The sequence below is a fragment of the Streptomyces sp. NPDC000345 genome (assembly GCF_042898825.1).
Taxonomy (GTDB): domain Bacteria; phylum Actinomycetota; class Actinomycetes; order Streptomycetales; family Streptomycetaceae; genus Streptomyces.
Genome location: NZ_JBIAZE010000014.1, coordinates 155,206 through 180,837, shown reverse-complemented (window position 1 = coordinate 180,837; position 25,632 = coordinate 155,206). Strand labels below are relative to the sequence as shown.

At 69.9% G+C, this 25,632-nt stretch carries 21 protein-coding genes and 2 pseudogenes; 10 read left to right on the top strand and 13 right to left on the bottom strand.

The window, feature by feature from the left end; translation table 11 throughout:
- Positions 1–103 precede the first annotated feature (103 nt).
- The 7 genes from ACFY30_RS29770 to ACFY30_RS29740 are packed head-to-tail and all read right to left on the bottom strand — an operon-like array spanning position 104 to position 7,352.
- Positions 104–1,291, bottom strand: coding sequence for a cytochrome P450 (locus tag ACFY30_RS29770; protein ID WP_390848235.1), 1,188 nt, complete (start codon positions 1,289–1,291; stop codon positions 104–106).
- Positions 1,288–2,757 carry an alkaline phosphatase family protein gene (locus ACFY30_RS29765; RefSeq protein WP_390848234.1) on the bottom strand — a complete coding sequence of 490 codons (1,470 nt, stop codon included), beginning with the start codon at positions 2,755–2,757 and terminating at the stop codon, positions 1,288–1,290. Before ACFY30_RS29765 ends, ACFY30_RS29770 begins: the two co-directional genes overlap by 4 nt.
- Positions 2,754–3,911, bottom strand: coding sequence for a metabolite traffic protein EboE (gene eboE, locus ACFY30_RS29760; RefSeq protein WP_390848233.1), 1,158 nt, complete (start codon positions 3,909–3,911; stop codon positions 2,754–2,756). Before eboE ends, ACFY30_RS29765 begins: the two co-directional genes overlap by 4 nt.
- Before the next feature lie 7 nt (positions 3,912–3,918).
- A complete protein-coding gene (locus ACFY30_RS29755; protein ID WP_390848232.1) occupies positions 3,919–4,785 on the bottom strand; it encodes a TatD family hydrolase in 867 nt (288 codons plus the stop codon).
- A gap of 2 nt (positions 4,786–4,787) precedes the next feature.
- Positions 4,788–5,480, bottom strand: coding sequence for an EboA domain-containing protein (locus tag ACFY30_RS29750; RefSeq protein WP_390848231.1), 693 nt, complete (start codon positions 5,478–5,480; stop codon positions 4,788–4,790).
- A gap of 50 nt (positions 5,481–5,530) precedes the next feature.
- Positions 5,531–6,376 (bottom strand): sugar phosphate isomerase/epimerase family protein, encoded by an 846-nt coding sequence (locus ACFY30_RS29745; protein ID WP_390848230.1) that lies wholly within the window; start codon positions 6,374–6,376, stop codon positions 5,531–5,533.
- Between the two features lie 31 nt (positions 6,377–6,407).
- A complete protein-coding gene (locus tag ACFY30_RS29740; protein WP_390848229.1) occupies positions 6,408–7,352 on the bottom strand; it encodes an SCO3242 family prenyltransferase in 945 nt (314 codons plus the stop codon).
- A 398-nt stretch (positions 7,353–7,750) separates the two neighbouring features.
- Between ACFY30_RS29740 and ACFY30_RS29735 the strand changes: the two genes are divergently transcribed.
- Genes ACFY30_RS29735 through ACFY30_RS29725 form a run of 3 tightly spaced genes read left to right on the top strand, consistent with a single transcriptional unit; the run spans position 7,751 to position 11,188 of the window.
- Positions 7,751–8,161: a hypothetical protein gene (locus ACFY30_RS29735; RefSeq protein WP_390848228.1), complete on the top strand. Its 411-nt coding sequence runs from the start codon at positions 7,751–7,753 to the stop codon at positions 8,159–8,161.
- Between the two features lie 58 nt (positions 8,162–8,219).
- Positions 8,220–8,912: an ABC transporter ATP-binding protein gene (locus ACFY30_RS29730; protein WP_390848227.1), complete on the top strand. Its 693-nt coding sequence runs from the start codon at positions 8,220–8,222 to the stop codon at positions 8,910–8,912.
- A complete protein-coding gene (locus tag ACFY30_RS29725; RefSeq protein WP_390848226.1) occupies positions 8,909–11,188 on the top strand; it encodes an ABC transporter permease in 2,280 nt (759 codons plus the stop codon). The genes ACFY30_RS29730 and ACFY30_RS29725 overlap by 4 nt, the downstream gene beginning before the upstream one ends.
- A 100-nt stretch (positions 11,189–11,288) precedes the next feature.
- Here the strand turns inward: ACFY30_RS29725 and ACFY30_RS29720 are convergent.
- Together ACFY30_RS29720 and ACFY30_RS29715 are read right to left on the bottom strand one after the other, a co-directional pair.
- Positions 11,289–11,772, bottom strand: a pseudogene (locus ACFY30_RS29720) (hypothetical protein); the annotation flags it as partial.
- A gap of 59 nt (positions 11,773–11,831) precedes the next feature.
- Positions 11,832–12,710 (bottom strand): alpha/beta fold hydrolase, encoded by an 879-nt coding sequence (locus tag ACFY30_RS29715; RefSeq protein WP_390848225.1) that lies wholly within the window; start codon positions 12,708–12,710, stop codon positions 11,832–11,834.
- 270 nt (positions 12,711–12,980) lie between these two features.
- Between ACFY30_RS29715 and ACFY30_RS29710 the strand changes: the two genes are divergently transcribed.
- The 5 genes and pseudogenes from ACFY30_RS29710 to ACFY30_RS29690 form a co-directional block, all read left to right on the top strand.
- Positions 12,981–14,480 carry an MFS transporter gene (locus ACFY30_RS29710; RefSeq protein ID WP_390848224.1) on the top strand — a complete coding sequence of 500 codons (1,500 nt, stop codon included), beginning with the start codon at positions 12,981–12,983 and terminating at the stop codon, positions 14,478–14,480.
- 215 nt (positions 14,481–14,695) lie between these two features.
- Positions 14,696–15,265: a TetR/AcrR family transcriptional regulator gene (locus ACFY30_RS29705; RefSeq protein WP_390848223.1), complete on the top strand. Its 570-nt coding sequence runs from the start codon at positions 14,696–14,698 to the stop codon at positions 15,263–15,265.
- Between the two features lie 162 nt (positions 15,266–15,427).
- Entirely contained in the window at positions 15,428–16,243 is an 816-nt protein-coding gene (locus ACFY30_RS29700; RefSeq protein WP_390848222.1) for an oxidoreductase, read from the top strand.
- Positions 16,244–16,858: 615 nt separating this feature from the next.
- The gene (locus ACFY30_RS29695; RefSeq protein WP_390848221.1) at positions 16,859–18,208 is read left to right on the top strand and encodes an SCP2 sterol-binding domain-containing protein; all 1,350 of its coding nucleotides are present in this window, start codon (positions 16,859–16,861) and stop codon (positions 18,206–18,208) included.
- A gap of 111 nt (positions 18,209–18,319) precedes the next feature.
- Positions 18,320–18,676 (top strand): annotated as a pseudogene (locus ACFY30_RS29690) (flavin reductase family protein); the annotation flags it as partial.
- Between the two features lie 214 nt (positions 18,677–18,890).
- On the opposite strand, the gene ACFY30_RS29685 reads toward ACFY30_RS29690, so the two are convergent.
- Complete coding sequence (locus tag ACFY30_RS29685) at positions 18,891–20,222, bottom strand: class I SAM-dependent RNA methyltransferase (protein ID WP_390848220.1); 1,332 nt, start codon at positions 20,220–20,222, stop codon at positions 18,891–18,893.
- A gap of 98 nt (positions 20,223–20,320) precedes the next feature.
- Positions 20,321–22,447 (bottom strand): APC family permease, encoded by a 2,127-nt coding sequence (locus ACFY30_RS29680; RefSeq protein ID WP_390848219.1) that lies wholly within the window; start codon positions 22,445–22,447, stop codon positions 20,321–20,323.
- Between the two features lie 414 nt (positions 22,448–22,861).
- Between ACFY30_RS29680 and ACFY30_RS29675 the strand changes: the two genes are divergently transcribed.
- Complete coding sequence (locus tag ACFY30_RS29675; RefSeq protein ID WP_390661841.1) at positions 22,862–23,530, top strand: potassium channel family protein; 669 nt, start codon at positions 22,862–22,864, stop codon at positions 23,528–23,530.
- Complete coding sequence (locus ACFY30_RS29670; RefSeq protein ID WP_390661842.1) at positions 23,530–24,207, top strand: potassium channel family protein; 678 nt, start codon at positions 23,530–23,532, stop codon at positions 24,205–24,207. Before ACFY30_RS29675 ends, ACFY30_RS29670 begins: the two co-directional genes overlap by 1 nt.
- Before the next feature lie 244 nt (positions 24,208–24,451).
- On the opposite strand, the gene ACFY30_RS29665 is transcribed toward ACFY30_RS29670, so the two are convergent.
- Together ACFY30_RS29665 and ACFY30_RS29660 are read right to left on the bottom strand one after the other, a co-directional pair.
- The gene (locus tag ACFY30_RS29665; protein WP_390848218.1) at positions 24,452–25,210 is read right to left on the bottom strand and encodes a DUF3159 domain-containing protein; all 759 of its coding nucleotides are present in this window, start codon (positions 25,208–25,210) and stop codon (positions 24,452–24,454) included.
- A 3-nt stretch (positions 25,211–25,213) separates the two neighbouring features.
- Positions 25,214–25,612 (bottom strand): OB-fold nucleic acid binding domain-containing protein, encoded by a 399-nt coding sequence (locus ACFY30_RS29660; protein ID WP_390848217.1) that lies wholly within the window; start codon positions 25,610–25,612, stop codon positions 25,214–25,216.
- Between the last annotated feature and the right edge of the window lie 20 nt (positions 25,613–25,632).

Below are 25,632 nucleotides of genomic sequence, written 5' to 3'. Positions count from 1 at the left end.
CAGTGGCGCGCGGACAGGACCGTGCAAGCCCCGCGCCCCCGGACACCGGCCCACCGTGGACATCCGCCGTGTTCCACGATCACGTCGGCCCTCGGCCGCGGGTTCACCGCCAGGCGACGGGCAGGGTCCGCACCCCGTGGACCGTGCTCGTCGAGAGGGCGAGGGAGTCGGGACGGGCCGTCAGGCGGAGGGCGGGCAGCCTCCGGAAGAGGGTCGACAGGCCGAGGCGGAGTTCGGCGCGGGCCAGCGACTGGCCGAGGCACTGGTGCGGGCCGTGCCCGAAGGCGACGTGGCCGCCCGCCTCGCGGCGGATGTCGAGGGCGTCGGGGCCGGGGTACGCCGACGGGTCGCGGTTGGCGGCCTGGAGCGCCACGATCACGCCCTCCCCCGCGCCGATACGGACCCCGGACAGCTCGACGTCCTCCGTGGCGATCCGCCGTATCCCCGTATGGATGACGGTCAGATGGCGCAGGAGTTCCTCGACGGCGGACGGCCACAGCGAGTCGTCGGCGCGCAGGGCGTCGAGCTGGGCCGGGTTCTCCAGCAGCGCCACCACGGCCAGCGGGAACATGTTCGCCGTCGTCTCGTGACCCGCCAGGAGCAGCAGCGAGACCATGCCCGTCGCCTCCTCCAGGGTGGCCTCGCCGGTCGCCACCCGCTCGGTCGCGAGCCGGGAGATCAGGTCGTCGGCGGGATCGCCGACGCGTCGTTCGATGAGGGCGCGCAGATAGCCGTGGAGCGCCGTGCGGGCGGCCATCGCCTCGGCCGGATCGCCGGAGACGCTGGTGAGGGCGTCGGACTTCTCGCGGAAGAAGCCGCGGTCCTCGTAGGGGACGCCGAGGAGTTCGCAGATGACGAGGGTCGGGAGGGGCAGTGCGTACGACGCGACCAGGTCCGCCTCCGTCGCGCCGCCGGCCGTCATGGTGTCCAGCAGGTCGTCGCAGATCCCTTGGATCGCACCCTCCAGCCGCTCGATGCGCCGGAAGGCGAAGTCGGGGATCAGCATGCGGCGCAGCCTGCTGTGGTCCGGGGGGTCCATCTGGTGGAAGAGGCCGGGCGCCTGGGGCGGTGCTCCCGGGCGGGTGTGGGGGAAGCCGGGGTGCTGTGCGTCGGCGCTGAAGCGGGGGTCGGCGAGGACGGTGCGGGCGTCCTCGTAGCGGGTGATCACCCAGGGGGTGTGGCCGCCCCAGATCGTCACCCGCCGGATCGGTTCCCCCGACCGCCATGTGGCGTACTCGGGGGCCGGGTCGAGCAGGGGCCGGCTCGTGGGGAGGGGCGGACAAGTGGTCAACGCGCCGTTCCTTCCGTGTCGCGGATCTTCCCGGTGAGGCCCGCCAGGTCCAGCAGCAGGGACTTGACCTCCGTCGCCGCGTACGCCTCCCTCTCCTGTTCCGGCCGCGAACACAGGAGCACGGGGCCGTGGCCGGGGTCTGCGGGAAGGCGGCCGTGGCTGCCGCGGACGCCCGAGGGGTCCAGGGGGACGGTCCGGATGCGGTAGCGCAGGCCGAGCTTCTTGCGGGCGACCTGGCCGACGGCACGCAGCTTCACCGCCGGGACGGTGTCGTCGTAGAGGAGTTCGGCGGGGTCGTAGCCGGGCTTGCGGTGGATCTCGACCTGGCGGGCGAAGTCGGGGGCCCGGTCGTCATTCAGCCAGTAGTAGTACGTGAACCAGGCGTCGGGGCTTGCGATCGCCACCAGCTCGCCGGAGCGCTCGTGGTCCAGGCCGTGGGCCGCCTTGCCTCCGGAGTCCAGCACCTGTTCCACGCCGTCGAGTTCACCGACGAGCTTCGCCACCCGCTCGGTGTCGGCCGGGTCCCGTACGTAGACGTGGGCGATCTGGTGGTCCGCGACCGCGAAGGCGCGGGAGGTCCAGGTGTCGAGGTACTCCATGCCGTCCTGCGTGTGCACCTCGAGCAGTCCGGCCCGGCGCAGGGCGCGGTTGATGTCGACCGGGCGGGAGACGGGGGCGATGCCGTACTCGCTGAGCGCCACGACGGTGGCGCCCTCGCGCAGGAAGTGGTCGAGCAACGGGCGCAGGGCGTCGTCGAGTTGGCGGGCCGCGCGGTGGGTGGCGGGTGAGTCGGGGCCGGAGCGCTGGGGTTCGTAGTCGAGGTGCGGGACGTAGACGAGGGACAGGTCGGGGCGGTGTTCGTCGAAGACCTGGCGGGCGGCGGCCAGGATCCACTGGGTGGAGGGCAGGCCGGCGTTCGGGCCCCAGTAGGTGAACAGGGGGAAGGGGCCGAGCCGGTCGGTGAGTTCGTCGTGCAGGGACGGTGGCCAGGTGTAGCAGTCGGGTTCCTTGCGGCCGTCGGAGTAGTAGACGGGGCGCGGGGTGACCGTCCAGTCGACGTCGGCGCCCATCGCGTACCACCAGCAGATGTTGGCGACCTTGTAGTCGGGGTTCGCCCGGCGTGCGGCGTCCCAGATCTTCTCACCGCCGACGAGGGCGTTGTGCTGCCGCCACAGCAGGACTTCGCCGAGGTCACGGAAGTACCAGCCGTTGGCCACCGCGCCGTGCCCGGAGGGGGGTTCGCCGGTGAGCAGGGTGGACTGGACGGTGCAGGTCACGGCCGGGAGGACGGTGTCGAGGCGGGCCCTGAAGCCGCGCTCGCCGAGGGCGGCCACGGCGGGCATGTGCTCCAGCAGCTTCGGGGTGAGGCCCACGATGTCGAGGACCACGAGGCGGTTCCCGGCGGGAAGGGACGCGGCGGAGCCGCTCGTCACAGAGGTGTCGGCGGGAGACGGGTCGGCGGTCATACGGGGTTCTCCTTGAGGCCGAGGCCGGTCAACCGGTCCCGGGCCCAGACGAGTTCGGCGGCGATACCGGCGGCGAGGTCGACGGGGGGCTCAGGAAGGACGGACCAGGTGTAGGTCTCGACCTCGATGTGGTGGCAGTCGGCCGTGGGTCCCGCGAGCAGCCCGGTGAGAACCTGGGCCAGCTGGTCGGCGGTGGTACGCAGCGGGGGTTCGGGGTCGGTGTGCAGCGGGGCGTGGAAGTGGACGCGCCAGGGGCCACTGCCGTCGGGGAGTCCGCCGTTCAGCGCGTCCGGGAGGTCATCGACACCGAGCACGCCGTCGGCGGTCGTCGTCCGCGTCTGGTGCAGGAACCGGGGTTCGGCGAGCCGGCGCAGCGCCGCGCGGGCGGCGGGGTCGGCCGGATCCCGGGCCTCCACGGCGCAGGACGCCTGGAGTTTCACCACGGGCAGCCCGGCGTCGGCGAGCCGCCTCAGGGCCTCGGCGGGTTCCTCGAACTGGACGGCGAGATGGCAGGCGTCGAGACAGACTCCGAGCCGGTCCGGGTCCAGGCCGCCGAGTTCCCGTACCGCCTGCGCGGTGGTCTCCACGACACAGCCCGGTTCCGGTTCGAAGCCGACGCGGACACGGCGGCCGGTCCGCGATTCGAGCGCCGCGAGGCCGGCGGCCAGCCTGTCCACGGCCCGCCGGGCGTCCTCGGCGCACTCCCGTGGCCAGGGGGTGCGCCAGGCCAGCGGCAGCGTGGAGACGCTCCCGGGGCCGGTGTCGTCCGGGAGGAGGGCGGCGAGGACGCGGGCGCAGTCGAGGGTGTACTCCAGTCGCGCCTCGTCGGCCCAGTCGGGTGCGTAGACGTCCTTCTTGACGACCTCGCGGTGGAACCCGGCGTACGGGAAGGCGTTGAGGGTGACGGTCTCCAGGCCGCGGGCCATCAGCTCGGTCCTGAGCCGGGCCAACGCGTGCTCGTCGTCGACGAGTTCGGTGACGACGCCGCGGGCCAGCCACAACCCGATGCCGAGTCGGTCGACGCCGAGGTGTTCGCGCACGGGTTCGGCGTGGTCGGCGAGCTGGGCGATCACGCCCCGGAGGTCCTCGGCCTGATGGACGTTGCTGCAGTAGCCGAGGTGGACGGTGGTGCCGTCCGGGTGCAGGAGGCGCATGGGAGGTTCACTCTCCCCCGCGGCGGATGGAGTTGCCCTGGAAGGTGGCTTCCTCGCCGGGCTCGGGTCCGTCGGGGGCGGGGTCGAGCTCCAGCCGTCCGCTCCGTCCGTAGAAGGCGACGGGGTTGCGCCACATCACCGCGTCCACCGAGTCCTCGTCGAACCCGGCGGCGAGCATGGCGTCGGCGGTCCTGCGGGTCTTGAGCGGGTCCGAACGACCCCAGTCCGCAGCCGAGTTGACGAGCACACGCTCGGTGCCGGACTTCTTGAGGATCTCGACCGTCCGGTCCTCGCTCATCTTGGTCTTCGGGTAGACCGAGAAGCCGGCCCAGCACCCGCTGTCGAGGACCATGCCGACGGTGAGCTCATTGAGGTGGTCGAGGACGACCAGTTCGGGGGCGATGCCCGACTCCCGTACGACGTCCAGCGTGCGCCGGGTACCGGCCGCCTTGTCGCGGTGCGGGGTGTGGACGAGAGCGGGCAGACCGTGCTCGACGGCGAGGTGGAGCTGGCGGGCGAGCGCCTCGTCCTCCTCGGGGGTCATGGAGTCGTAGCCGATCTCGCCGACGGCGACGACCCGGTCCTTGGCGAGATAGCGGTCGAGTTCGTCGAGGACCGGGGTGCAGCGCGGGTCGTTCGCCTCCTTCGGGTTGAGCGCGATCGTGCAGAAGTGCTGAATGCCGAACTGGGCGGCGCGGTAAGGCTCCCAGCCCAGGAGCGCGTCGAAGTAGTCGTAGAAGCTCTCGGGTGAGGTCCGGGGCTGGCCCAGCCAGAAGGCGGGCTCGACGACGGCACGCACACCGGCCGCGTACATCGCCTCGTAGTCGTCGGTGGTGCGGGAGGTCATGTGGATGTGGGGGTCGAAGATGCGCACGGTCAGATCTCTTCCTTGCGGTCGCGCTCGAGCTGCTTGTCGACGATGGCGAGTTCTCCGGTGACGACGTCCGGGAAGGCGCGGACGACGGGCCGGATGTCCGGCGGCACATCACGTCCCGCGACGATCCGTTCGTGGGCGAAATCGGCCAGCATCCTGGCCAGTTCACGGTCGGCGCGGGCGTGGAGCCCGTGGACGCGGTCGAGCGGGATCTCCAGGAAGACGCACTTCAGTACGGCCTGGCGGTACTCGGCGTCCGGGAGGTGCGTGGCGCCGTACGGGCCGAGGGCGGCCTCGATCAGGGTCGTGTCGTTGCCGCGCAGGGCGTCACGCACGACGGGGAGGGCGAGGTCGCCGAGGTCGAGCAGCGGGAGGGCGCGCAGGACGGCGCGCTGCTCCGCGGGCGCGCCGTGCCGGTGGAGCCGGGTCACCTCGTCGGCGAGCGCCGGACCGGTCCGGGGCAGGGCGGTGAGCAGGACGGCCCGGGCGGCCTCGTCGACGGTCCAGTGCTCGGTGAGACGAGCCTGTCCGCAGCGCCTACGCGCGGCAGGGAAGAGTGTTCGTATCGTGGCGGGTTCGGCGGCGATCGTCGCGGCGGCCTCGTCGAGCCAGACGCGGGCGGGCGTGTCCAGCGCGGCGCGCAGGGCGGTGTGGGGAACGGCCGGGGCGGGGCGGAAGGATTCGGCGACGCTCATGGCAACCTTCGCAGAAGACAGGAGGGGTTCGCTGGGGAGAGGGTCGGCAGTCAGGCCGATGCCGCGCGCAGGAACTCGATCGAACGGCGGGCGACGTCGGGCGCGTCGAGCGACCCGCCCTGGATCTCGACGGACACCAGCCCCTGGTGTCCGAGGTCACGCAGGGCGGCGAGCACGGGCGGGAAGTCGATCTCGCCGGAGCCGAATTCGAGATGCCGGTGGATCCCGCGCCGCATGTCCTCGATCTGCACGTTGCGCAGCCTCGGCGCGGCCTGGCGCACGCAGTCGAGGACGGGCTGTTCCTCGACGCAGTGCGCATGGCCGATGTCCAGGGTGATCCCGAACAGCTCGTGCCCGTCGACGAGTTCGGCGAGGTGCAGGCAGCGTTCCACGGTGTCGACGAACATGTACGGCTCCGGTTCGAGAGCCAGCGCCACGCCGTACGTCTCCGCCGTCGGCAGCAGGGTCTCGATTCCGGTGGCGAGCCGCTTCCACGCGTCCTGCTCGGGCAGCCCGTCCGGTGTCGGCCCGCTGCACCAGTGGACGGTGGGCGAGCCCAGGTCGGCGGCGATGCGCAGGGCGCGGCGCAGCAGGTCGGTCCTCGGCTCGGCGTCGTCCGACATCAGCGTCGGCAGGTGTTTGCCCGAAGGGTCGAGGAAGTAGGGCGCACCGGTCTCCACCGTGATGCCGAGGCCGTGCCGGGCGAGTTGCCCGGCCAGCACGCTCACGCGTCGGGGCAGGTCGTCGGCGTACGGGTCGAGGTGGATGTGGTCGAGGGTGAGGGCGACTCCGTCGTAGCCCAGGTCGGCGAGGACTGCGAGGACGTCGGCCAGCCGGTGCTGGGTGAAGCCGTTGGTGCCGTAGCCGAATCTGAGCGGGGTGGGGGGAGGTCTCATCTGCCGGTTCCTCACAGGGAGATGGTCGGTCTCAGGTGGGGGACATGCGGCGGGCCAGCCGTCGCGCGAGAGGGTGGAGGACGCCGAGCGCCGCGGCGAGGGCGGGCGCCCCGCCCCGTGCGGCCAGTGCCGCCTGCAGAGGCATCAGGGCGAGGACCCCGGCGCCCACGGCCCGCCGTACGTTCTCCCCCGAGGGCTCCTGTACGGCGCGGATCTGGGCGGTTCCGTAGGTGGCGAGGTAGGCGAGGGCACCGGCGGCGGCGAGGCCGGCGCGCGCCTTCGGGTTCGTGGAGCGGGCCTCGGGCGGGAGCGCCGTGGCCAGTGCCATGGCCGTCGAGACGGCGAGCGTCGAGGCCGGCACGATCGACGGGGCACCCGAGATCTCGTGGCGGCTGAGGGCCATCAGCGTGCCGGTGTGGATGCCGACCAGTGCGGCGGGTACGGCGCTGCGGCGCAGCGCCTCGGCGGTCGGTACGGCGCCCGGGCCGGGGACGAGCGCTCCGGCCAGGACGTCCAGGGTGCGGGCTCCCGCCATGGCGACCGCTCCCGCCGGAGTGGACTTGAGCTTCAGGTCGTACGCCCAGACGAGGCCCGCCAAGGGGAGCGCTGCCCGAAGGCTGCGGCGACCGCCCGCGGCGGCGGCGAGGCCGAGGCCCGCGGCAGTGAGTCCGCCGGCCACGGCGAGCGCGGCACGGCGCGGGACGCGCCCCGAAGGCACCGGGCGCTCGGGGCGTTCCACGGCGTCGACGGTGGCGTCGGCGTAGTCGTTGAGGGCCATTCCGGCCCAGTAGAGGCACACGGAGGATCCGATGATTCCGAGCGTGCGGGCGTCGGGCGGGCGTCCGACGGCAGCCCCTCCCGCGATCACATCACCGGGCACACTCAACGCGGCCGGCGCTCTCACGAGCAGCGCGAGGTCGGCGAGGCGCACGGCAGACCGGGATCCGAATCGGAGTACCGCCTTCCGATCTTTCATGACCGCACTCTATCCAGGAAACTTGAACGCTCAAGCAGATACTTCCGGGTGAGCGAAGTGACAAAGAAGACATGGACTTTCCATAGCGTGAAGCGTCAACTCACCTGTATTGAGGGCTAGTTGAGCAACCCTGACGACCCCCTTCGGCACCGCTCCCGCACCGCCTCGTGCACCCAATCGGGTTGAGGGGCTGCCGGTGTCGCGGCCGACGCCCGCGATCCGCCTGTCTACGCAAGGAAGAGGCAAAGCTGCGACCAAGGATCCCCTTCTCAAGGTCGGACACACAGGGCAAGATCAAACAGACCACCCTTTTGTTGCCTTCTGACGGATGTTTAATTTCACCGCCGCTCTGACTTGACCATCAGAGCCGTACAACAGAAAACAAAACGGGAGAAATTGTGCGTAAGCTCGCAGTAGGCGCCCTCGCGGCTGGCCTCTTCGCCATGGGGGCGGGCACGGCATTCGCCGCCTCGTGGCACGACATTCCGACGCTCTCGACCAGCGGTGCGAAGTTCCACCACGGCCAGTACAAGTGGCACCCCGCCGGCGAGAGCCACGGCGCCTTCGAGTGGCAGGGCCAGCTCCAGGACACCGACCACGATGACGATCACAACGTGTACGTGCAGGTGAAGGTCGAGGGCTACGACTGGAGCCGCTACAACGGCAAGCAGAAGAAGACCGTTCCGCTGAACTACCTCAACTGGGCGCCTTCGCAGCAGTACACCGACGACGCGTACATCCGCGTCTGCCGTGACAAGGGCTCGTTCAACCCCGACAACTGCTCGCCCACCAAGCACTACCAGCGGTAAGCGGAAGCACACCGGCACATCCCGGGCCCAGGCTGACCCCCTGGGCCCGGTCGCTTCTTTGGGGGAAGCCATCAGTACGTCAGAAGTTCTTCATGCCGAAGGAGTTGCCCTCTCCTACGGCAAGCAACTGGCCGTCGACGACGTCCGCCTCTCGATCTCCCGAGGGGAGGTCGCGGCCATCACCGGACAGAGCGGTTCGGGAAAATCCTCGCTGCTGTACCTCCTTGCCGGGGTGCTTCCTCCCACGCGCGGACAGGTCCAGTTCGAAGGGCAGATACTCGGCGACCTCACCGATGACGAGATCAGCACGCTGCGCCGTGAACGCTTCGGTTTCGTCTTCCAGTACGGCGAACTGCTCCCCGAGCTGACCATCGAGGAGAACACGGCCCTGCCGCTGCGCCTGGCAGGGCAGCGCAAGCGGCCCGCGCTCGCCACCGCGGGCGAGGTGCTCGACCGACTCGGGCTCGGTGACCTGCGCGAGCGCCGCCCCTCGCAGGTGTCCGGAGGGCAGAGCCAGCGCGTCGCGGTCGCCCGGGCCCTGGTCCACCGCCCGGCCGTCGTCTTCGCCGACGAGCCCACCGGATCGCTGGACAGTGCCAACGCGGACGCCGTGCTCAAGGAGTTCCTGGACTTGGCACGCTCGCAGGGCACCGCCGTCATCCTGGTCACCCATGACCCCGCCGTCGCCGCCCGGGCCGACAGCCACTACACGATGTCCGACGGAGTACTCACGCCCCAGGGGGCGGCGTGAGGGAGTTCCTGCTCGGTCTGCGCCTGCTGTTCGGCGCCGGCCGGGGCAACCGTATCCGCTTCTTCCTCATGGCGGCCGGCGGCTCCCTCGGGGTCTGCTGCCTCGCCCTCGTCCTCACCATCCCGCAGATCCTCGACGCACACGACGGGCGGGCCGCCGCACGACAGCCGCGGACCACTTCCGCACAGCCCGCGGGTTCCACCCTGCTCCTCCAGCGCACCGACCCCTACGGTTCCAAGGCGTTCACGCGGGTGTTCATCGCCAAGGGGATCGAGAACACCGAGAAGGTCCCGCCCGGGCTGAAGGAACTCCCGGACCCCGGCGAGGTGTTCCTCTCCCCCCGCGTACACGACCTGTTGCGTGACCAGCCCGCGGTCAAGGGACTCCTGCCAGGTCACGAGAAGGGTCTGATCGGCGCGACAGGGCTCGCGCATCCCGACGAGCTGTTCGCCTACATCGGCACGACACGCGACAAGATCAGCGCCGAGGGCCGTGCCCTGAAGGGCTGGGGCTACAGCTACGCCCCCTTCCCGGCCGTCGAACCCTCGACCCTGACCTATATCCGCTTCGCCCTGGGATCACTGGTCCTGCTCCCCCTCGGCATCTTCCTGTCCGTCTGCGCCCGGCTCTCCGCCGCCAGCCGGAACCGCCGCCTCGCCTCCCTGCGTCTGCTGGGCCTGAGTACCAAGGGCACCCAGCGGGTCAACGCCGCTGAAACCGTCGTCGCGGCCCTGCTCGGCGCGATTCTCGGCCTCGGCGAATACTGGGTCCTCAACCAGGTGATGACCCGGACCGGACTGCCCAGCCTGCGGTGGTACCCGGCCGACGGCGCGCTGTCCGCCACGACCGTCGCCGTATGCCTGGTCGGCTCCCCTCTCCTCGCCTGGTTCGTCGGGCGGGCCAGCGCACGCAACGCCGCCGCCAATCCACTGGCGGTACGCCGCACCGCCGCCCCCAAGCGCCCCACCAAGTGGGGCGGCCTGCTCCTGGTGACCGGCCTCGGTATCGTCGTCGGCTACTGCGCCACCGGCTTCACCGACCACCCCGCCAACAGCCTCGGCCCGAACGCGATCCTGCTGCCGACAGGCATCCTGCTGACCGGCCTGGGACTGGTGCTGACACTGCCCCTGATCTCCTACGCCGTCGCCCGACGGCTGGCGCGAACCACCCAGTCCCTCACCCTGAACCTGGCGATGCGCCGCAACGAGGTCGAGCCGGGCAGCACCATGCGGGTCGTCACCGGCCTCGTTCTGCTGGTCTTCTCCGCCTCGCTCGCCCAGGGCGTGCTCATCCAGCTGGAGCAGGTCACCCGGCCGTCCGCTCCCGTGCAGGACTACTCCATCCCCCTGTCATCACTCACCGCGCGACAGCAACACGAAGTCGCCGCCGTACCGGGGGTACGCGCGCACGCGGTGACGATGGAGTCCTGGACCGACCCCGACGGTTCCGCCGATCAGCCCTGGGCCAGCGCCGTCGTCGCCACCTGCGACCAACTGACCAAGCTCGTACAGCACTCCGAGGGCTGCGTGGACGGCAAGGTGATGCGGCTCAGTGACCCGAACGCGGGCACCGGTCAGGGCGCCCGCCCTGGTGACGCCCTCCCCTTCCGCATATCGGAGGACGGCCGTGGCAAGACCCTGAGCATCACGCTTCCGCACGACGAGATCGCCTACAGCGCGTACGACCCGTCGGCGGTCCACGGAGCGGACGTACTCATCCCGCCGTCGGCACTGCCCCCCACGGCCCGCCCGGAGGGTGCACGTTACGTCCTCACCGGCAGCTCCGACCACGATGAGGTCCGCAAGGTCCTCGACGGTATCGCCGCCGTCGCCCCGACCACCGCAGTCGAACCCATCGGCGTGAACATCGAAGGGCTCCAGCAGATCGCCGTCCTCGAGACCCTGCTCGCTGTCGGCATGATCATGGGCTTGGTCATCGGGACCGCGGCCTTCGTCGTCTCGGCGACCGATCGGGCGGTGGAGCGGCGCGCACAGGTCACCGCCATCACGCTGATCGGCGCACGGGCACGGACGATGCGAACCGTGCAGTGCGTACAAGTCGTGGTGCCGCTGGCCATCGGGCTCGCACTGGCGCTCGTCACGGGCAAGCTCGCCGAGTCCTGCTATCTGATCACCGGGGGCAGCGAGATCTACTGGGACTTCGCCGGCGTCCCGGTGCTCGCGGTCGCGGCAGCGGGCGTGGCGGCCGTGTCCGCCGTCGGCACCCTCCCGCTCGTAGGACGGCGCATCGACCCGGAACTGATCCGCCGCGACTGATCACGAGCGCTCGACCGCCCGCAGTTCACCCGCTCGGCTTGCTCTGCACCGAGCAAGCCGAGCCGACTGCTCGCCGTCCGTCAACGTCCACGTCATGCACTCACGGAAACAGGTCGGCCGACCGCACCCGAGAATCCCGATCCCAGTCGTCGTCTGCAACCCCGGCGACGCCGTCATCGGCGACAACGACGGCATCATCATCGACTCCGTAGCCGACCAGCATCGATTCGCGTAGGGCCTGTCCGAACTCGCTGTTGGGGTCCACGCCGTTGTGCCGCGGGAACGCCTCCATCGGGGACTCGGCCATGCTCTCACCGGCGGAGTAGATCTTGGTCTTCTCCTCCCTGGTGAGTTCCTCGACCTTCTCCTTGTGCTCATCCACCGAGTTGTCGGAGATGTCGCCGACCATCTGACCCACAACCTGTTCGAGAGCACCGCTGGCGGTATCGGTCGCCAGCGGGATGAGCACCGCGGCCGTGCCCACGGGCCGCGGTCGCGGGCAGGAAGGCGACGCCTGCCGCGATGCCCGCCGTGGCCCCGAACTCGACCCAGCCCGCCCGCTTGGCGACCGCCTTCTGAAGGTCCCGCCCGAGGGGGCAAGGGCGATCTCGTCGGATTTCCAGGCTCCGCTGCCTCGAGGCAGTCACGCCACCGCGTTCAGCAGGTCGGCCAGGATGTCGGGCCTTTCCAGGGCGATGAAGTGGCCCGCTCCGCGCACCTGCGTGAAATCGGCAGCCGGGAGCAGTTCCCTGTTGGCTTCCCGGTCCGACCGCCGGGACCAGTCCCTCTCCCCGTAGACGAGGTGGATGGGGGCCTTGACCTCGGGGTAGCGCGAGCGGGCCGCGATGAGGCTGGGCAGGTTCTGGTACACGCCCCGGGCGACGGTCGGGTAGCCGGGGCGGCTGCCCACCTGGAGGAGCTCGTCCACGTAGTCCTCCCGAAGTGCGCTCTTGTCGCCGAGGCCGCCCTGAAGGATCTTGCTGAGGGCGGCCTTGGGCTCCACCCCGGCGATCACCGGGCCCACTCCCGGCGTGAGGACACCGCTGACCACCATACGGGCGAGGAGACCGGACCGGGCGATACCGCCGCGGTAGTCGTAGGTGTTCACCGCGACGACGCGCCGTACCCGCTCCGGAAGATCGGCCGCGGTGGTCAGGGTGAGCACCGCCCCCATGGACTCCCCGACCAACGTCACGTCGTGGAGGTCGAGTTCGGTGAGGAGCCGCTTGACACCGGCGCGCATGGCCGGCTCGTCGTACGACGCGCCGGGCAGGATCTCGGAGTAGCCCATCCCCGGCAGATCGAGGGCGTACACGGTGTAGCGGTCCGCGATGAGCGGGATGAGGAGGCGGAAGTGCTCGGCCTGGGTGCGCACGGTGTGCAGCAGGACCAGCGGGTCACCGGTACCCGCCTTGAGGTAGCGCAGCGTCCCCTCGCGGCCGTCACGTCCTGCGCGAGGGGCGACGGTGTGTGTGGTGGTCCCCGGAATGCGAATCGTGGGACGTGACCCCTGACTGGGCATCTGCCGACTCCTGGTGTGCGACCTGTTGATGGGGACGGAAGGGGGACGGTCCGGCGGGGCCACAGTGGGAAACCGACCGGTTTCCCACAAAGTAAACCGATCGGTCTCCAGGCGCAAGCGTCACGCACACCCATCGCCCGAATGGCACCCGGATGACATCGGGAGGCGACCTCACCTCACTTGCACCTGGGAAACCGATCTGTTTCCCTAGTCGGAAACCGATCGGTTTCCAGCCGACGGTCAGCCCATGATCAGCAACCAAGGGGAAAAATGAGCACCACCATCGACCGCGGGGCGCCCGCCTCCGGAAGGACAGACTCGGGCCGCCGCGGCTCTCATGCCATGCGTTGGTGGGTGCTTGTCGTGCTGGGCACGGCACAGCTCATGGTCACGCTCGATGCGACCGTCGTGAACATCGCGCTGCCCGCGGCCCAGCATGACCTCGGTTTCAGTGACGGCAGCCGGCAGTGGGTGATCACGGGTTACGCCCTGGCGTTCGGCAGCCTGCTGCTGCTCGGTGGCCGACTCGGTGACCTGTTCGGTCGGCGTACCACCTTCGTGACCGGCCTGGTCGGTTTCGCGGGCGCGTCCGTGGTCGGCGGCGCGGCCGGCAACTTCGAAGTCCTGGTCGGGGCGCGTGTGGCACAGGGTCTCTTCGCCGCGCTGCTGGCACCCGCGGCCCTCTCACTGCTCAGCGTGACCTTCACCAAGCCGTCCGAGAGGCCGAAGGCATTCGGCATCTTCAGTGCATTGTCCGGTGCAGGTGCCGCGGTCGGGCTGCTGCTCGGCGGCATGCTGACCGAATGGACGTCGTGGCGCTGGGTGATGTACGTGAACGTCATCTTCGCGGGCGTCGCGCTCCTCGGTGCGCTGCTGCTGCTGGCCAAGCCCGCGGTCACCGAGCGGCCCCGAATAGACATCCCGGGCACCATCACGGCCAGCGCCGCGCTGTTCGCCATCGTCTACGGATTCGCGCACGTCGAATCCACCAGTTGGACCGACCCGGTCAGCCTCGGCCCCCTGGCGGGCGGCGTGGTGCTGCTCGCGGTGTTCGTGTGGCTGGAGTCCCGGGTCGCGCATCCGCTGCTGCCGCTGCGACTGATACGGGACCGGACCCGCGGTGGCGCGTTCCTGGCGGTGTTCGTCCTGGGCATGGGGATGTTCTCGATCTTCCTGTTCCTGACCTACTACCTGGAGGCCAGCATCGGCTACTCGCCGATCGAGGCCGGTCTGGCGTTCCTGCCGATGGTCGCGGGTATCGTCGCTTCGTCGACCACGGCGCCGTCGCTGCTGCTGCCCAGGGTCGGACCGAAGGTCGTGATCACCGCCGGGTTCCTGGTCTCCGCTTCCGGCATGGCCCTGCTGGCCCGGCTCACCCTGGACAGCACCTACGTCGTCCACATCATGCCCGGGATGATTCTGCTGGGTCTCGGCATCGGCGCGGTGATGACCACCGCGTTCCAGGGGGCGACCGCAGGTGTGCACCACGAGGACACGGGGGTCGCCTCAGCGCTGATCAACACCAGCCAGCAGGTGGGAGGCTCGATCAGCACGGCGCTGCTGACCACCATCGCCTCATCGGCCACGGCCGACTACCTGGCCTCGCACAAGCCCGGCGCGCCGACCGTGGCGCAGGCCGGGGTCGAGGGCTACACGGCCACCCTGGCATGGGGCGCCGGGATTTACGTGATCGGCGCAGTGCTTTCGGCGTTCCTGATTCCGAACCGGGCTCTGGCGCCGTCGGAGGGTGAGCCCGTGATCGCCCACTGAGCCCGGATGCACCGAGGCGTTGCGGGGACGGGGCTGCTTCACCCGATGCCGGCGGCGTGCCGGTCACAGTGGGCGCAGTCACCGGCTTCGTGACGGGCTCCGCCCACCTCCACGCTCACACGCCCGCTCGACTGTGGGCGACTCCGAAGATCACTCCACCCCTACGCGTAAACCGATCGGTTTTCTTTTGGTTGGAATCGAGTTAACCTCACCACATGAGCACCGAAGTGAAGCCCAGTCCCCGAGATCGGCTGCTGGAGGCGGCGGCCACGCTCACCTACCGAGACGGCGTCGGCATCGGCATCGAGGCGCTGTGCAAGGCAGCGGGAGTGTCGAAGCGCTCCATGTACCAGCTGTTCGAGAGCAAGGATGAACTGCTGGCGGCGAGCCTGGAGGAGCGCGCTTCCGCCTTCGTGGCGACCCTCCTGCCCGCGGCGGACGACGACCGTTCGCCGCGCGAGCGGATCCTGCACGTCTTCGAGCAGGTGGAAGCACAGGCGGGCGCGCCCGAGTTCCGGGGCTGCCGGTACCTGGCTGTGCAGATCGAACTCAAGGACCAGGGTCATCCGGCGAGCCAGGTGGCCCACCGGATCAAGGGAGGACTGACGTCCTTCTTCCGCACCGAGGCCGAGCAGGGCGGCGCCGGCGACCCCGACCTGCTGGCCCGGCAGCTCAGCCTCGTCTTCGACGGCGCCAGTGCCCGCGCGGGGATCGGAGCCGACAACCTCACGGGGCTCATCGCCCCCACGGTGGCCACCCTCCTCGACGCGGCAGGCGTGCGCTGACGCGCCGCCTCCCCGAGCGGGCGCCATGAGCGACGTGCACCCGGGGGGCGAAGGCCGTCGGCCATCGGCCCGCGACGCCCGGCCCCCGACCTTGCATTGCGAAACCGATCGGTTTACCGTTGAGGAAACCGATCGGTTTTTCTATGTGTCCGGGAGTACATGATGAGCACACATCGGCCGGTGGCCCTCGTGACGGGTGCGTCATCCGGCATCGGGAAGGCAGCCGCGCTCGCGCTGGTCGAAGCGGGGTTCGAGGTGGTCGGCACAAGCCGCGACACCTCCCGCGTCACCCCGCTCGACGGCGTCACCTTCCTCGACCTCAACGTGGCGGGCGACGCGTCGGCCGCAGCCGTGGTCCAGCAGGTGGTCGACCGGTTCGGCCGGATCGATGTCCTGGTCAACAACGCCGGTACGGGCTTGATGGGCGCGGCCGAGGAGAACTCCGTCGCACAGGCCCAGGCGGTCTTCGACGTCAACGTCTTCGGTGTGATGCGCATGGTGAAGGCGGCCCTGCCGCACATGCGCGCCCGGGGGCGTGGACGCATCATCAACGTGTCCTCCGTGCTCGGCTTCCTCCCCTCGCCGTACATGGCCGTCTACGCCGCGTCCAAGCACGCCATCGAGGGGTACACCGAGTCCCTGGACCACGAGGTCCGCGAGCAGGGTGTCCGGGCGCTTCTCGTCCAACCCGCCTACACCAGCACCGGATTCGAGTCCAACAGCCCCCGGCCCGACACGCCCCTGCCGGTCTACGACAAGCGGCGGCACGCCTTCGACCGCTTGATGGCGGACGCGATCAAGGACGGCGACGACCCCGCTGTCGTGGCCAAGGCGATCGTCGCGGCGGCGACCGACCCGAAGCCGAAGCTGCGTTACACCCCCGGCCCCGTAGCCGGTCGCGCGCGCATGCTGCGCCGCATGGCTCCCGCCGGGGTCTTCGACAAGCAGATCCGCAAGCTCAACCGCCTGGCCGGCTGACGCCTGCCCCCCCGAGGGTCATTCAGGACACCCGGGGCCGGTTCGCCTCTGAGGGCGGGTGAGAGCCGTGGACGCATGAAGAGCGCGACGGTTACGACACCGGACGGCGCGCCGCCGGCCTTCCCGGCCCGAACCGCTCCGTCGGCCTGATCGACGGCAGTCAATTCGGCAACGCCCAGCGGATGGCGGCGCTGCCGGAGCTGGAGGTGATCGCGCCGCAGATCACATGGTCCGATCCGGACGGCCGTGGGACCCGCGGTGGCGTGATCGAGCTCGACGTCACCGCACCCTGGTCCCTCACGCAGGGGCGCCGCTCCTGATGCGACGTCACCGCACCGACTTCGACGGGCTCGTAGCGTCACCGGGTGTGTGCCGGATTTCGCCGGCCTGATGAACGACGGTTGCGGGGAACTGCGCGCCGAGCGGTTTCCCGCGTTCGCCCGGGACGACCTCCCGAGCTCGGCCGCGAGCGTTCCCGGCGGGAGCCCGACAGGGCGCGGTCCTGCCGCGTCGCCGGGCTGCACGACCAGGTCGACCCCACCGAGGTGCGCGACGCGGCGCACGAGCGGCCACCGCACACCTGACACGACATGAGAGAACAGGAAAGGAGGCACGATGGCCGGCAAGAACAAGCTCGACGACCATCCCACCGTCCTCAACGTCCGCCAGCGGCGGGACCGTGGCGTCGCCCGGCCCGCCGAGCCGCTGGATGCGGCCTGGCTGCGTGAGCTATGTCTCGACGCGGGTGCGGACGACGTCGGCTTCGTCGAGATCGACCGGCCGGAAATCGCCGACCAGCGAGCGGACCTGGAAGCCGCGCTGCCGGGTGTCCGCGTGCTGATCAGCTTCGTGACCCGAATGAACCGGGAGAACATCCGCACCCCTGCACGCTCGGTGGCCAACCTGGAATTCCATCACACCGGCGACCACACCAACGAGGTCGGCCGGCACATGGTGGCCAAGCTGGAAGCGATGGGCGTGCGCGCCATCAACCCCGCGATGGGTTTTCCGATGGAGATGGACAAGTTCCCCAGGAAGACGTGGGTCGTCGGGCACAAGCCGGTCGCCGTGGCGGCCGGACTCGGCAAGATGGGCATCCACCGCAACGTCATCCACCCCAAGTTCGGCAACTTCATCCTGCTGGGCACCATCCTCATCGACGCCGAGGTCAGCGACCTCTCCCAGCCCATCGCGTACAACCCCTGCCTGGAATGCAAGCTGTGCGTGACAGCCTGCCCGACCGGGGCGATCGCGTCCGACGGTCACTTCAACTTCTCCGCCTGCTACACGCACAACTACCGGGAGTTCATGGGTGGCTTCGGCGACTGGGCCGAACAGGTCGCCGAAAGCCGTGACGCCCACGACTACCGGTCGCGCGTGAGCGACAGCGAGAGCGCGTCCATGTGGCAGAGCCTGTCCTTCGGCGCCAACTACAAAGCGGCCTACTGCATGTCGGTGTGCCCGGCCGGCGAGGACGTCATCGGGCCCTGGCTGGAAAGTCGCAAGTCACACCTCACCCAGGTCGTGCGCCCACTGGTGGACAAGGAAGAGACCGTCTACGTCGTCCCCGGTTCCGACGCCGAGCAACACGTGACCAAACGTTTCCCGAACAAGCGGACGAAACATGTCGCGATGAGCTTGCGCGCGAACAGCATCGACGGTCTGGTGGAAGGCATGCCGCTGATCTTTCAGCGCGAACAGGCCAAGGACATGTCCGCCACCTACCACTTCACCTTCACCGGCGACGAGTCCCGGCAGATCACCGTGACCCTCCGCGACCGCGAACTCGGTATCGCCGACGGACATCACGGTGAGCCGGACCTCAAGGTCACCGCCGACACGGCCACCTGGCTGCGTTTCCTCACCCGGCCGACGCTCCTGGCGTGGGCACTGGTGCGGCGCCAGATCAGGTTGCAGGGCCCCCCTCGGCTGCTGCGCGACTTCGGCCGTTGCTTCCCGTCCTGACCGGTCAGGAACGAACGCGGACCACCAATTCATCACCCGCACAACTGAATGGCCGAGCATGAGCACTCTTGGCACCGAGGTCGAACTCGACCTCGTGTTGGAACGCAACGCGCCGACTGGCGCCTCGTCTACGGGGGCCGTACCCGGGCTTCGATGGCTTTCGGCGAGACGTTGCAGCGGGCGTACGGAGAGCGGGTGAGCCTGCGGCCCCAGGACGAGTACGGGCTGCTGGACCTGCCTTCGCTGCTCGGCAAGCCGCAACGGAAGACAGCCGTCTACAGCTGCGGCCCGGAACCGCTGCTCGCGTCGTGCGAGGAAGGAATCTGCGGAACCTGCGAGACCACCGTGCTGTCCGGGGAGATCGACCACCTCGACTCGGTCCTGACCGACCAGGAACGCGCCGCAGGCGACACCATGATGATCTGCGTCTCCCGAGCCAGAGGCGACCGCCTGGTCCTCGACCTCTGATCCACCGCAGAAGCCTCCGGATGCCGCGTCAGCTTCCCCCGCCCCTTCAAGGTGCCCACCGCCATACAGCCGGGGGCTCCACCCGGCGGTCGCCCATCACGCATGACGACCCGTCAGAAACCATGCCGCTCGTGCGTCAGACGTGCGTAACGTGCGTCAGATGTCGCACGTGACGCACGTGACGCACGTAACGCACACTCAACAAAGCCGCAGGTCAGCGGCCCTTTTCAGCAGGCTCAAGGATCGCGACGCACTCCACGTGATGCGTCATCGGAAACAGATCGAACGCCCGCAGAGTCCGCACCCGGTACCCCCCGTCCCGGAAGTACCCCAGGTCCCGGGCCAGGGCCGCCGGGTCGCAGGCCACGTAGGCGATCCTGCGCGCTCCGAGCGACGTCAGGTGCTCCACGGTCCTGCGGCCCGCTCCCGCCCGCGGCGGGTCCAGGACGATCAGGTCGACCTCGGTGATCCCGGTACGCGGGAGCACGCTCTCCACCTTGCCCTGTTCGATCCGGACCCGGTCGAACCCCGCGAGGTTGTGCCGGGCGTCCTCGACCGCGCGCTTGCCGGACTCGATACCGAGGACCGCGCCCTGCTCGCCGAGCCGGTCGGCCAGCGCGCCCGCGAACAGGCCGACGCCGCAGTACAGGTCGAGGGCCATCTCGCCCTTGCGCGGGAGCAGCCCCTGCATCACCGCCGTCACCAGCGTGTCCGCCGCCTTCGGGTGGACCTGCCAGAAGCCGCCGCTGCCGACCCGGTACGTACGCCCGTCCGCGCGCTCGCGCACGAAGGGGCGGCCGTGGACGCGGTGCACGCCCCCGTCCTTCTCGCCGACCCTCATCACGGACACCGGACGGTCCAGTTCGACGATGGGCAGCCGGGCGCCCGGACGCGGCGTCAGAATCACCTGCCGGTCCTGCGAGCCCGTCGCCGCGATCGCCTCGACCGACGCCATGCCGGACCAGTCCCGCTTCTCGACGCCCAGTTCGCTGACCCCGGCAGCCGCGATCATGCAGTGGTCCACCGGCTCGACCTCGTGCGAGCGGTGCCGGCGCAGCCCCGCCCGCCCGGTCTCCGCGTCCACCGCGTACTGCACGCGCGTCCGCCACTGCGGCACCTGCCCGGCGGGCAGCTTGTCGCCCTCGGCCGGCATCACGGTGCCGTCCCAGCCGGCCTCCTCCGGAGTGAGGCCCGCGAGCCGCTGGAGCTGCTCGGCGATCACCTCGCCCTTGAGCCGGCGCTGGGCACCCGGCTTGGCGTGCTGCCAGTCGCAGCCGCCGCAGCGGCCGGGGCCGGCGAAGGGGCAGGGAGCCTCGACCCGGTCCTTGGACGCCGACAGGATCCGCACCGCGTCCGCCCGCAGGAACCGCGCGCCCTCCTCGCCCTCCGTCACCCGCGCCACGACCCGCTCACCGGGCAGCGCGTGGCGTACGAACAGCACCTGACCGGAGTCGGTACGGGCGATGCAGTGGCCGCCGTGGGCGACCGGGCCGATCTCGACCTCGTACTCGTTCCCCACCAGTGTCTTCTTCGGTTCTGCCTGCATGGCGGGGTGACTCCACAACGTCGAACGAGGAACGGCCGGACAACAGCCCACCAGTCTACGTGGCTGTCGTCCGGCCGTTCACCACGAGCCGGTGGATGCTATGAGCCCGAGGTCCCCGAAGAGTCCGAAGGACCCGAAGAGCCCGAAGAACCCCGGGATCCCGGAGCGGGAGGGGCACCGGCGCCCGATGACTCCTTCGGCCGCCCCTGCTCCGCCGGACCGCGCCGTACCGAACCCGGCGCGTTCCACTCCTGCCGCTTGCGGGCCCGCATCCGGGCCGCCTCGGAGGACTCCAGCTGGTAGGGGACGGACGTCACCATGACGCCGGGCGTGAACAGCAGACGGCCCTTCAGCCGCAGGGCGCTCTGGTTGTGCAGCAGGTGCTCGTACCAGTGACCGACCACGTACTCCGGGATGATCACCGCGACGGCGTCGCGCGGCGACTCCTTGCGCAGGCCCTTGACGTACTCGATGATCGGCCGCGTGATCTCGCGGTACGGGGAGTCGAGGACCTTCAGCGGTACGTCGATCCCGCGCCGCTCCCACTCCTCGCGCAGCACCTTCGTCTCCGCCGGGTCGACGTTGACGGTGAGCGCCTCCAGCGTGTCGGAGCGCATCAGCTTGGCGTAGGCGAGGGCGCGCAGCGTCGGCCGATGGATCTTGGAGATCAGGACGACCGAGTGGACCCGGGACGGCCGCACGCTGTCGTCGCTCGGGCCCTCCGGGGCGGCGATCTCCTCGGAGACCCGGTCGTAGTGCTTACGGATGGCCGTCATCGTCGCGTAGAAGATCACCATGCCGAGCAGGGCTACCCAGGCGCCATGGGTGAACTTGGTGACGAGGACGACGACCAGGACCAGGCCGGTGAAGAAGGCGCCGAACGCGTTGATCGCGCGGGAGCGGACCATGTGACGGCGCGCGGCCGGGTCGGTCTCGGTGGCCAGGTGCCGGTTCCAGTGGCGGACCATGCCGGTCTGGCTGAGCGTGAAGGACACGAACACGCCGACGATGTACAGCTGGATCAGGCGCGTGGAGTCGGCGCCGTAGATCACGAGCAGGAAGGTGGCCGCGCCGGCCAGGAGCACGATGCCGTTCGAGAACGCGAGCCGGTCGCCCCGGGTGTGCAGCTGACGGGGCAGGTAGCGGTCCTGGGCGAGGATCGAGCCGAGCACCGGGAAGCCGTTGTAGGCGGTGTTGGCGGCGAGGAACAGCACCAGGGCGGTGGCCGCCGCGAGCACGAGGAACAGGAAGCTCCCCTTGCCGAACACGGCCTCGGCGACCTGGGTGATCACCGGGTTCTGGACGTAGTCGGCGCCGACCGCGGCACCGTTCTTCAGCAGGTCGACGGCCGGGTTCTCGGCCATGCGGACGTCGGTGACCAGGGCCAGGACGATGATCCCGCAGAACATGGTGACGGCCAGCAGGCCCATCGCCGCCAGCGTGGTCGCCGCGTTCTTCGACTTGGGCTTGCGGAAGGCGGGGACGCCGTTGGAGATCGCCTCGACGCCGGTGAGCGCGGCACAGCCGGAGGAGAAGGCGCGCAGCATGAGGAACACCAGTGCGAAGCCGGCCAGGCCCTGATGCTCGGCCTTGATCGTGTACTGGGCCGTCGGCGCCTGCATCTCGTCGCCCAGGACCAGCCCCCGGAACGCGCCCCACGCGATCATGATGAAGACGCCCGCGACGAACACGTAGGTCGGGATGGCGAAGAGCTTGCCGGACTCCTTGACGCCGCGCAGGTTCATCAGCGTCAGCAGGACGACGACGGCGACCGCGCAGGTCACCTTGTGCTCGACGACGAAGGGGATGGCGGAGCCGAGGTTCTCGATGCCGGAGGCGATGGAGACGGCGACGGTGAGGACGTAGTCGACGAGCAGCGCGCTGGCCACGGTCAGACCGGCCCTGGGGCCGAGGTTGGTGGTGGCCACCTCGTAGTCGCCGCCGCCGCTGGGATAGGCGTGGACGTTCTGACGGTAGGAGGCGACCACCGTGAACATCAGCACGACGACCGCGAGCGCGATCCACGGGCTGAAATGGTAGGCCGACACGCCCGCGATGGAGAGGACCAGCAGCACCTCCCCGGGCGCGTAAGCCACGGAGGACAGCGGGTCGGAAGCGAAGACGGGTAGGGCGATGCGCTTCGGCAGGAGCGTTTCTCCGAGCCGATCACTGCGCAGTGCGCGCCCGATCAGGATCCGTTTGGGCACGTCGGTCAGTTTGGACACAACAGTGGATCGTAAGCCTTCGAACTGGGGGCCGCCCACCCTCCCCCGGGGTGAGCCTGGTTCCGTCGTGCCGGATCTGCCTCACGGGTGAAATCAGCCACGCGTCGGCTGCGGATTCCGCAAGCCGCGCCGATCGTCATGCCTATATGACAACCCCCGTCCGCCGCCGCCCATCGGAGGCCCCATGCACACGACCGCGGAGCTCATCGGCGCCGCCGGCACTCTCGTCGGCCTCGGAATCCTTGCCCTTCTCAGTCTTTGGAGCATCAGCCGCCGCGGATCGCGCAATCCCCGCACGGGGGGTGCCCTGCACGGACCGCGCATGTGTAGCTTGGGCGACGGTCTGAGACCCTGTTCAGAGCCAGGCCAGAAAACTATTTGACTTCTTGACTTCTTTACCCCGGAAGGACGGTCGTGCACATCGTCATCATGGGCTGCGGCAGAGTGGGTTCCGCTCTCGCCCAGACCCTGGAGCAACAGGGGCACACGGTCGCCGTGATCGACCAGGACCCCACCGCCTTCCGACGACTGGGCTCCGGTTTCGGCGGCCGTCGTGTCACCGGGGTCGGCTTCGACCAGGACACCCTGCGCGAGGCGGGCATCGAGGAGGCCGGCGCCTTCGCCGCCGTCTCCAGCGGTGACAACTCCAACATCATCGCGGCCCGGGTGGCCCGCGAGATGTTCGGCATCGAGAACGTCGCCGCCCGTATCTACGATCCCCGTCGCGCCGAGGTCTACCAACGACTGGGCATCCCCACCGTCGCCACCGTCCGCTGGACGGCCGACCAGATGCTGCGCCGGCTGCTGCCTTCGGGCGCCGAGCCCCTGTGGCGCGACCCCACCGGCGGCGTCCAGCTCGCCGAGGTGCACGCCGCCCCGTCCTGGGTCGGCCACAAGATCAGCAAGCTGCAGGAGGAGACGGGCGTCCGCGTGGCGTTCCTGACCCGCCTCGGCGAGGCGATCCTGCCCACCTCGCAGACCGTGCTGCAGGAGGGCGATCTGGTGCACGTGATGATGCGCACCGACGAGGTGGAGAAGGTCGAGGCGTCGTTCGCCGAGGGCCCGAAGGAAGGCGGTCACTGATGAGGGTCGCCATTGCCGGAGCCGGCGCCGTCGGCCGCTCGATCGCGGGCGAGCTGCTGGAGAACGGCCACGAGGTCCTGCTCGTCGACAAGGCGCCGACCGCCATCTCGGTCGAGCGCGTCCCGCAGGCGGAGTGGCTGCTGGCCGACGCCTGCGAGATCACCTCCCTGGACGAGGCGGCCCTGCAGCGCTGCAACGTCGTCATCGCCGCCACCGGCGACGACAAGGTCAACCTGGTCGTCTCGCTGCTGGCCAAGACCGAGTACGGCGTCCCGCGCGTCGTCGCCCGCGTCAACAACCCCAAGAACGAGTGGCTCTTCAACGAGTCCTGGGGTGTCGACGTCGCCGTCTCCACTCCCCGGCTGATGTCCGCCCTGGTCGAGGAGGCGGTGAGCGTCGGCGACCTGGTCCGCCTGCTGCGCTTCAGCCACGGCGACGCCAACCTCGTCGAACTGACCCTTCCCGAGGAGTCGGCCCTGGCCGGCACCCAGGTCGGCGACGTGGAGTGGCCGGAGGACACCTCCCTGGTCACCATCATCCGCGGCACCCGCGTCCTCACCCCCACCCGCGAGGACTCCCTGGAGCCGGGCGACGAACTCCTCTTCGTCGCCGCCCAGGCCAGGGAGGAGCAGCTGGAGGACCTGCTGTCGGTACGCCGCGAGGACACCGGCAAGTAGCCCCGGCGCGACACCTGCCCGCACCGACACGACGGCGGAGGGCGCCCTGGAAGCCCGGGGCGCCCTCCGCCGCCGCCCTTCAACACGACCGTGTCGCCGTGCTCCGCCACGAGAGAAACGACCACGTTGTCGGGAGCGCGCTCGGCGATCACGACGAGTTGCCGGGGACGCCGAAGGCCCGGAACCCCGTGAGGTTCCGGGCCCTGTGCTTCGTCGGCCGGCCAGGCGGGTGCCGCCCGCGTCGCTACGCTCCTCGGCGGTGCCGTCCGCCCGTGGACTCGCCGCCTTCCGCCGCCAGCGCGGCCCTGCGCTCCTCCTCGGCCTTCTCCTCGGCCTCCATCTCGGCGAACACGTCGATCGGCGCCGGTGCCTTCGCGAGGAAGACCCAGGTCAGCCACACCGCGAGCAGGAAGGGCGGGATCTTCAGGGCGACCAGGACCCAGCCCAGCTGGGTGGTGTCGGCCCACCAGTACAGCGGGAAGAGGATCGCGCACTTGGCGAGCAGGATCAGGCCCCATGCCCAGCTGGCCTTGGCGTACGCCGTCTTGCGGCCCGGGTTGCGGGTGCGCCAGGAGAGGTTCTCCTTGAAGACCGGGCCGAGGATCAGGCCGATCAGCGGGACCCCGCACAGGGTCGTGATGATGTACGCCAGCGCCAGGCCCAGCGTGTAGAGCATGCCGGGAAGGTAGAAGTCCTTGGCGTTGCCGGTCATCATCGCGAAGACGACACCGAAGGCGACACCGAAGACCCCGCTGAACGCGTGCTTGACCGTGTCCTTCATCGCCAGCCGGACCACGACCAGGACCAGCGACACCGCGAGCGCGGCGATCGCGGACATGTGCAGGTCCTTGTTGATCGTGAAGATGGTGACGAAGAGCAGGCCGGGCACCACCGTCTCGACCATGCCCCGCACCCCGCCGAACGCCTCGAAGAGCGCGGCCTCGGTCAACGCCCGGGCGTCGTCCTGCTGAGTGTCTTCGGTCGGCTTGTCGAGCGACGTCACCGGCTACTCCCTACCGAGGGGTCTCAGTTCGTACTTCGGGTTGAACAGCACCCGGCGGCCCCGGCTCATGGAGACCCGGCCCGATGCGATGAGCCTGCGTCCCGGTTCTATCCCCACGATGGAGCGCCGGCCCAGCCACACCACGTCCAGCGCGGCGCTGCCGTCGAACAGCTCCGCCTCCAGGGCGGGGACTCCGGCGCGCGGACGCAGGGTGACCGTGCGCAAGGTACCAGTAACCGTGACGATCTGGCGGTCCTGGCAGTCTCCGATGCGGACACAGCCGGCCGTCTCGGCGTCCTCGCGCAGCTCCTCGGACTCCAGGTCCTCCTGGGACGAGGAGAGCCGGTCGAGCATGCGCCGGAACCGGCCCGCCGGCTTTTCGGAACGCGGAACACCACTCATATCTGAAGCGTACCGGGGCT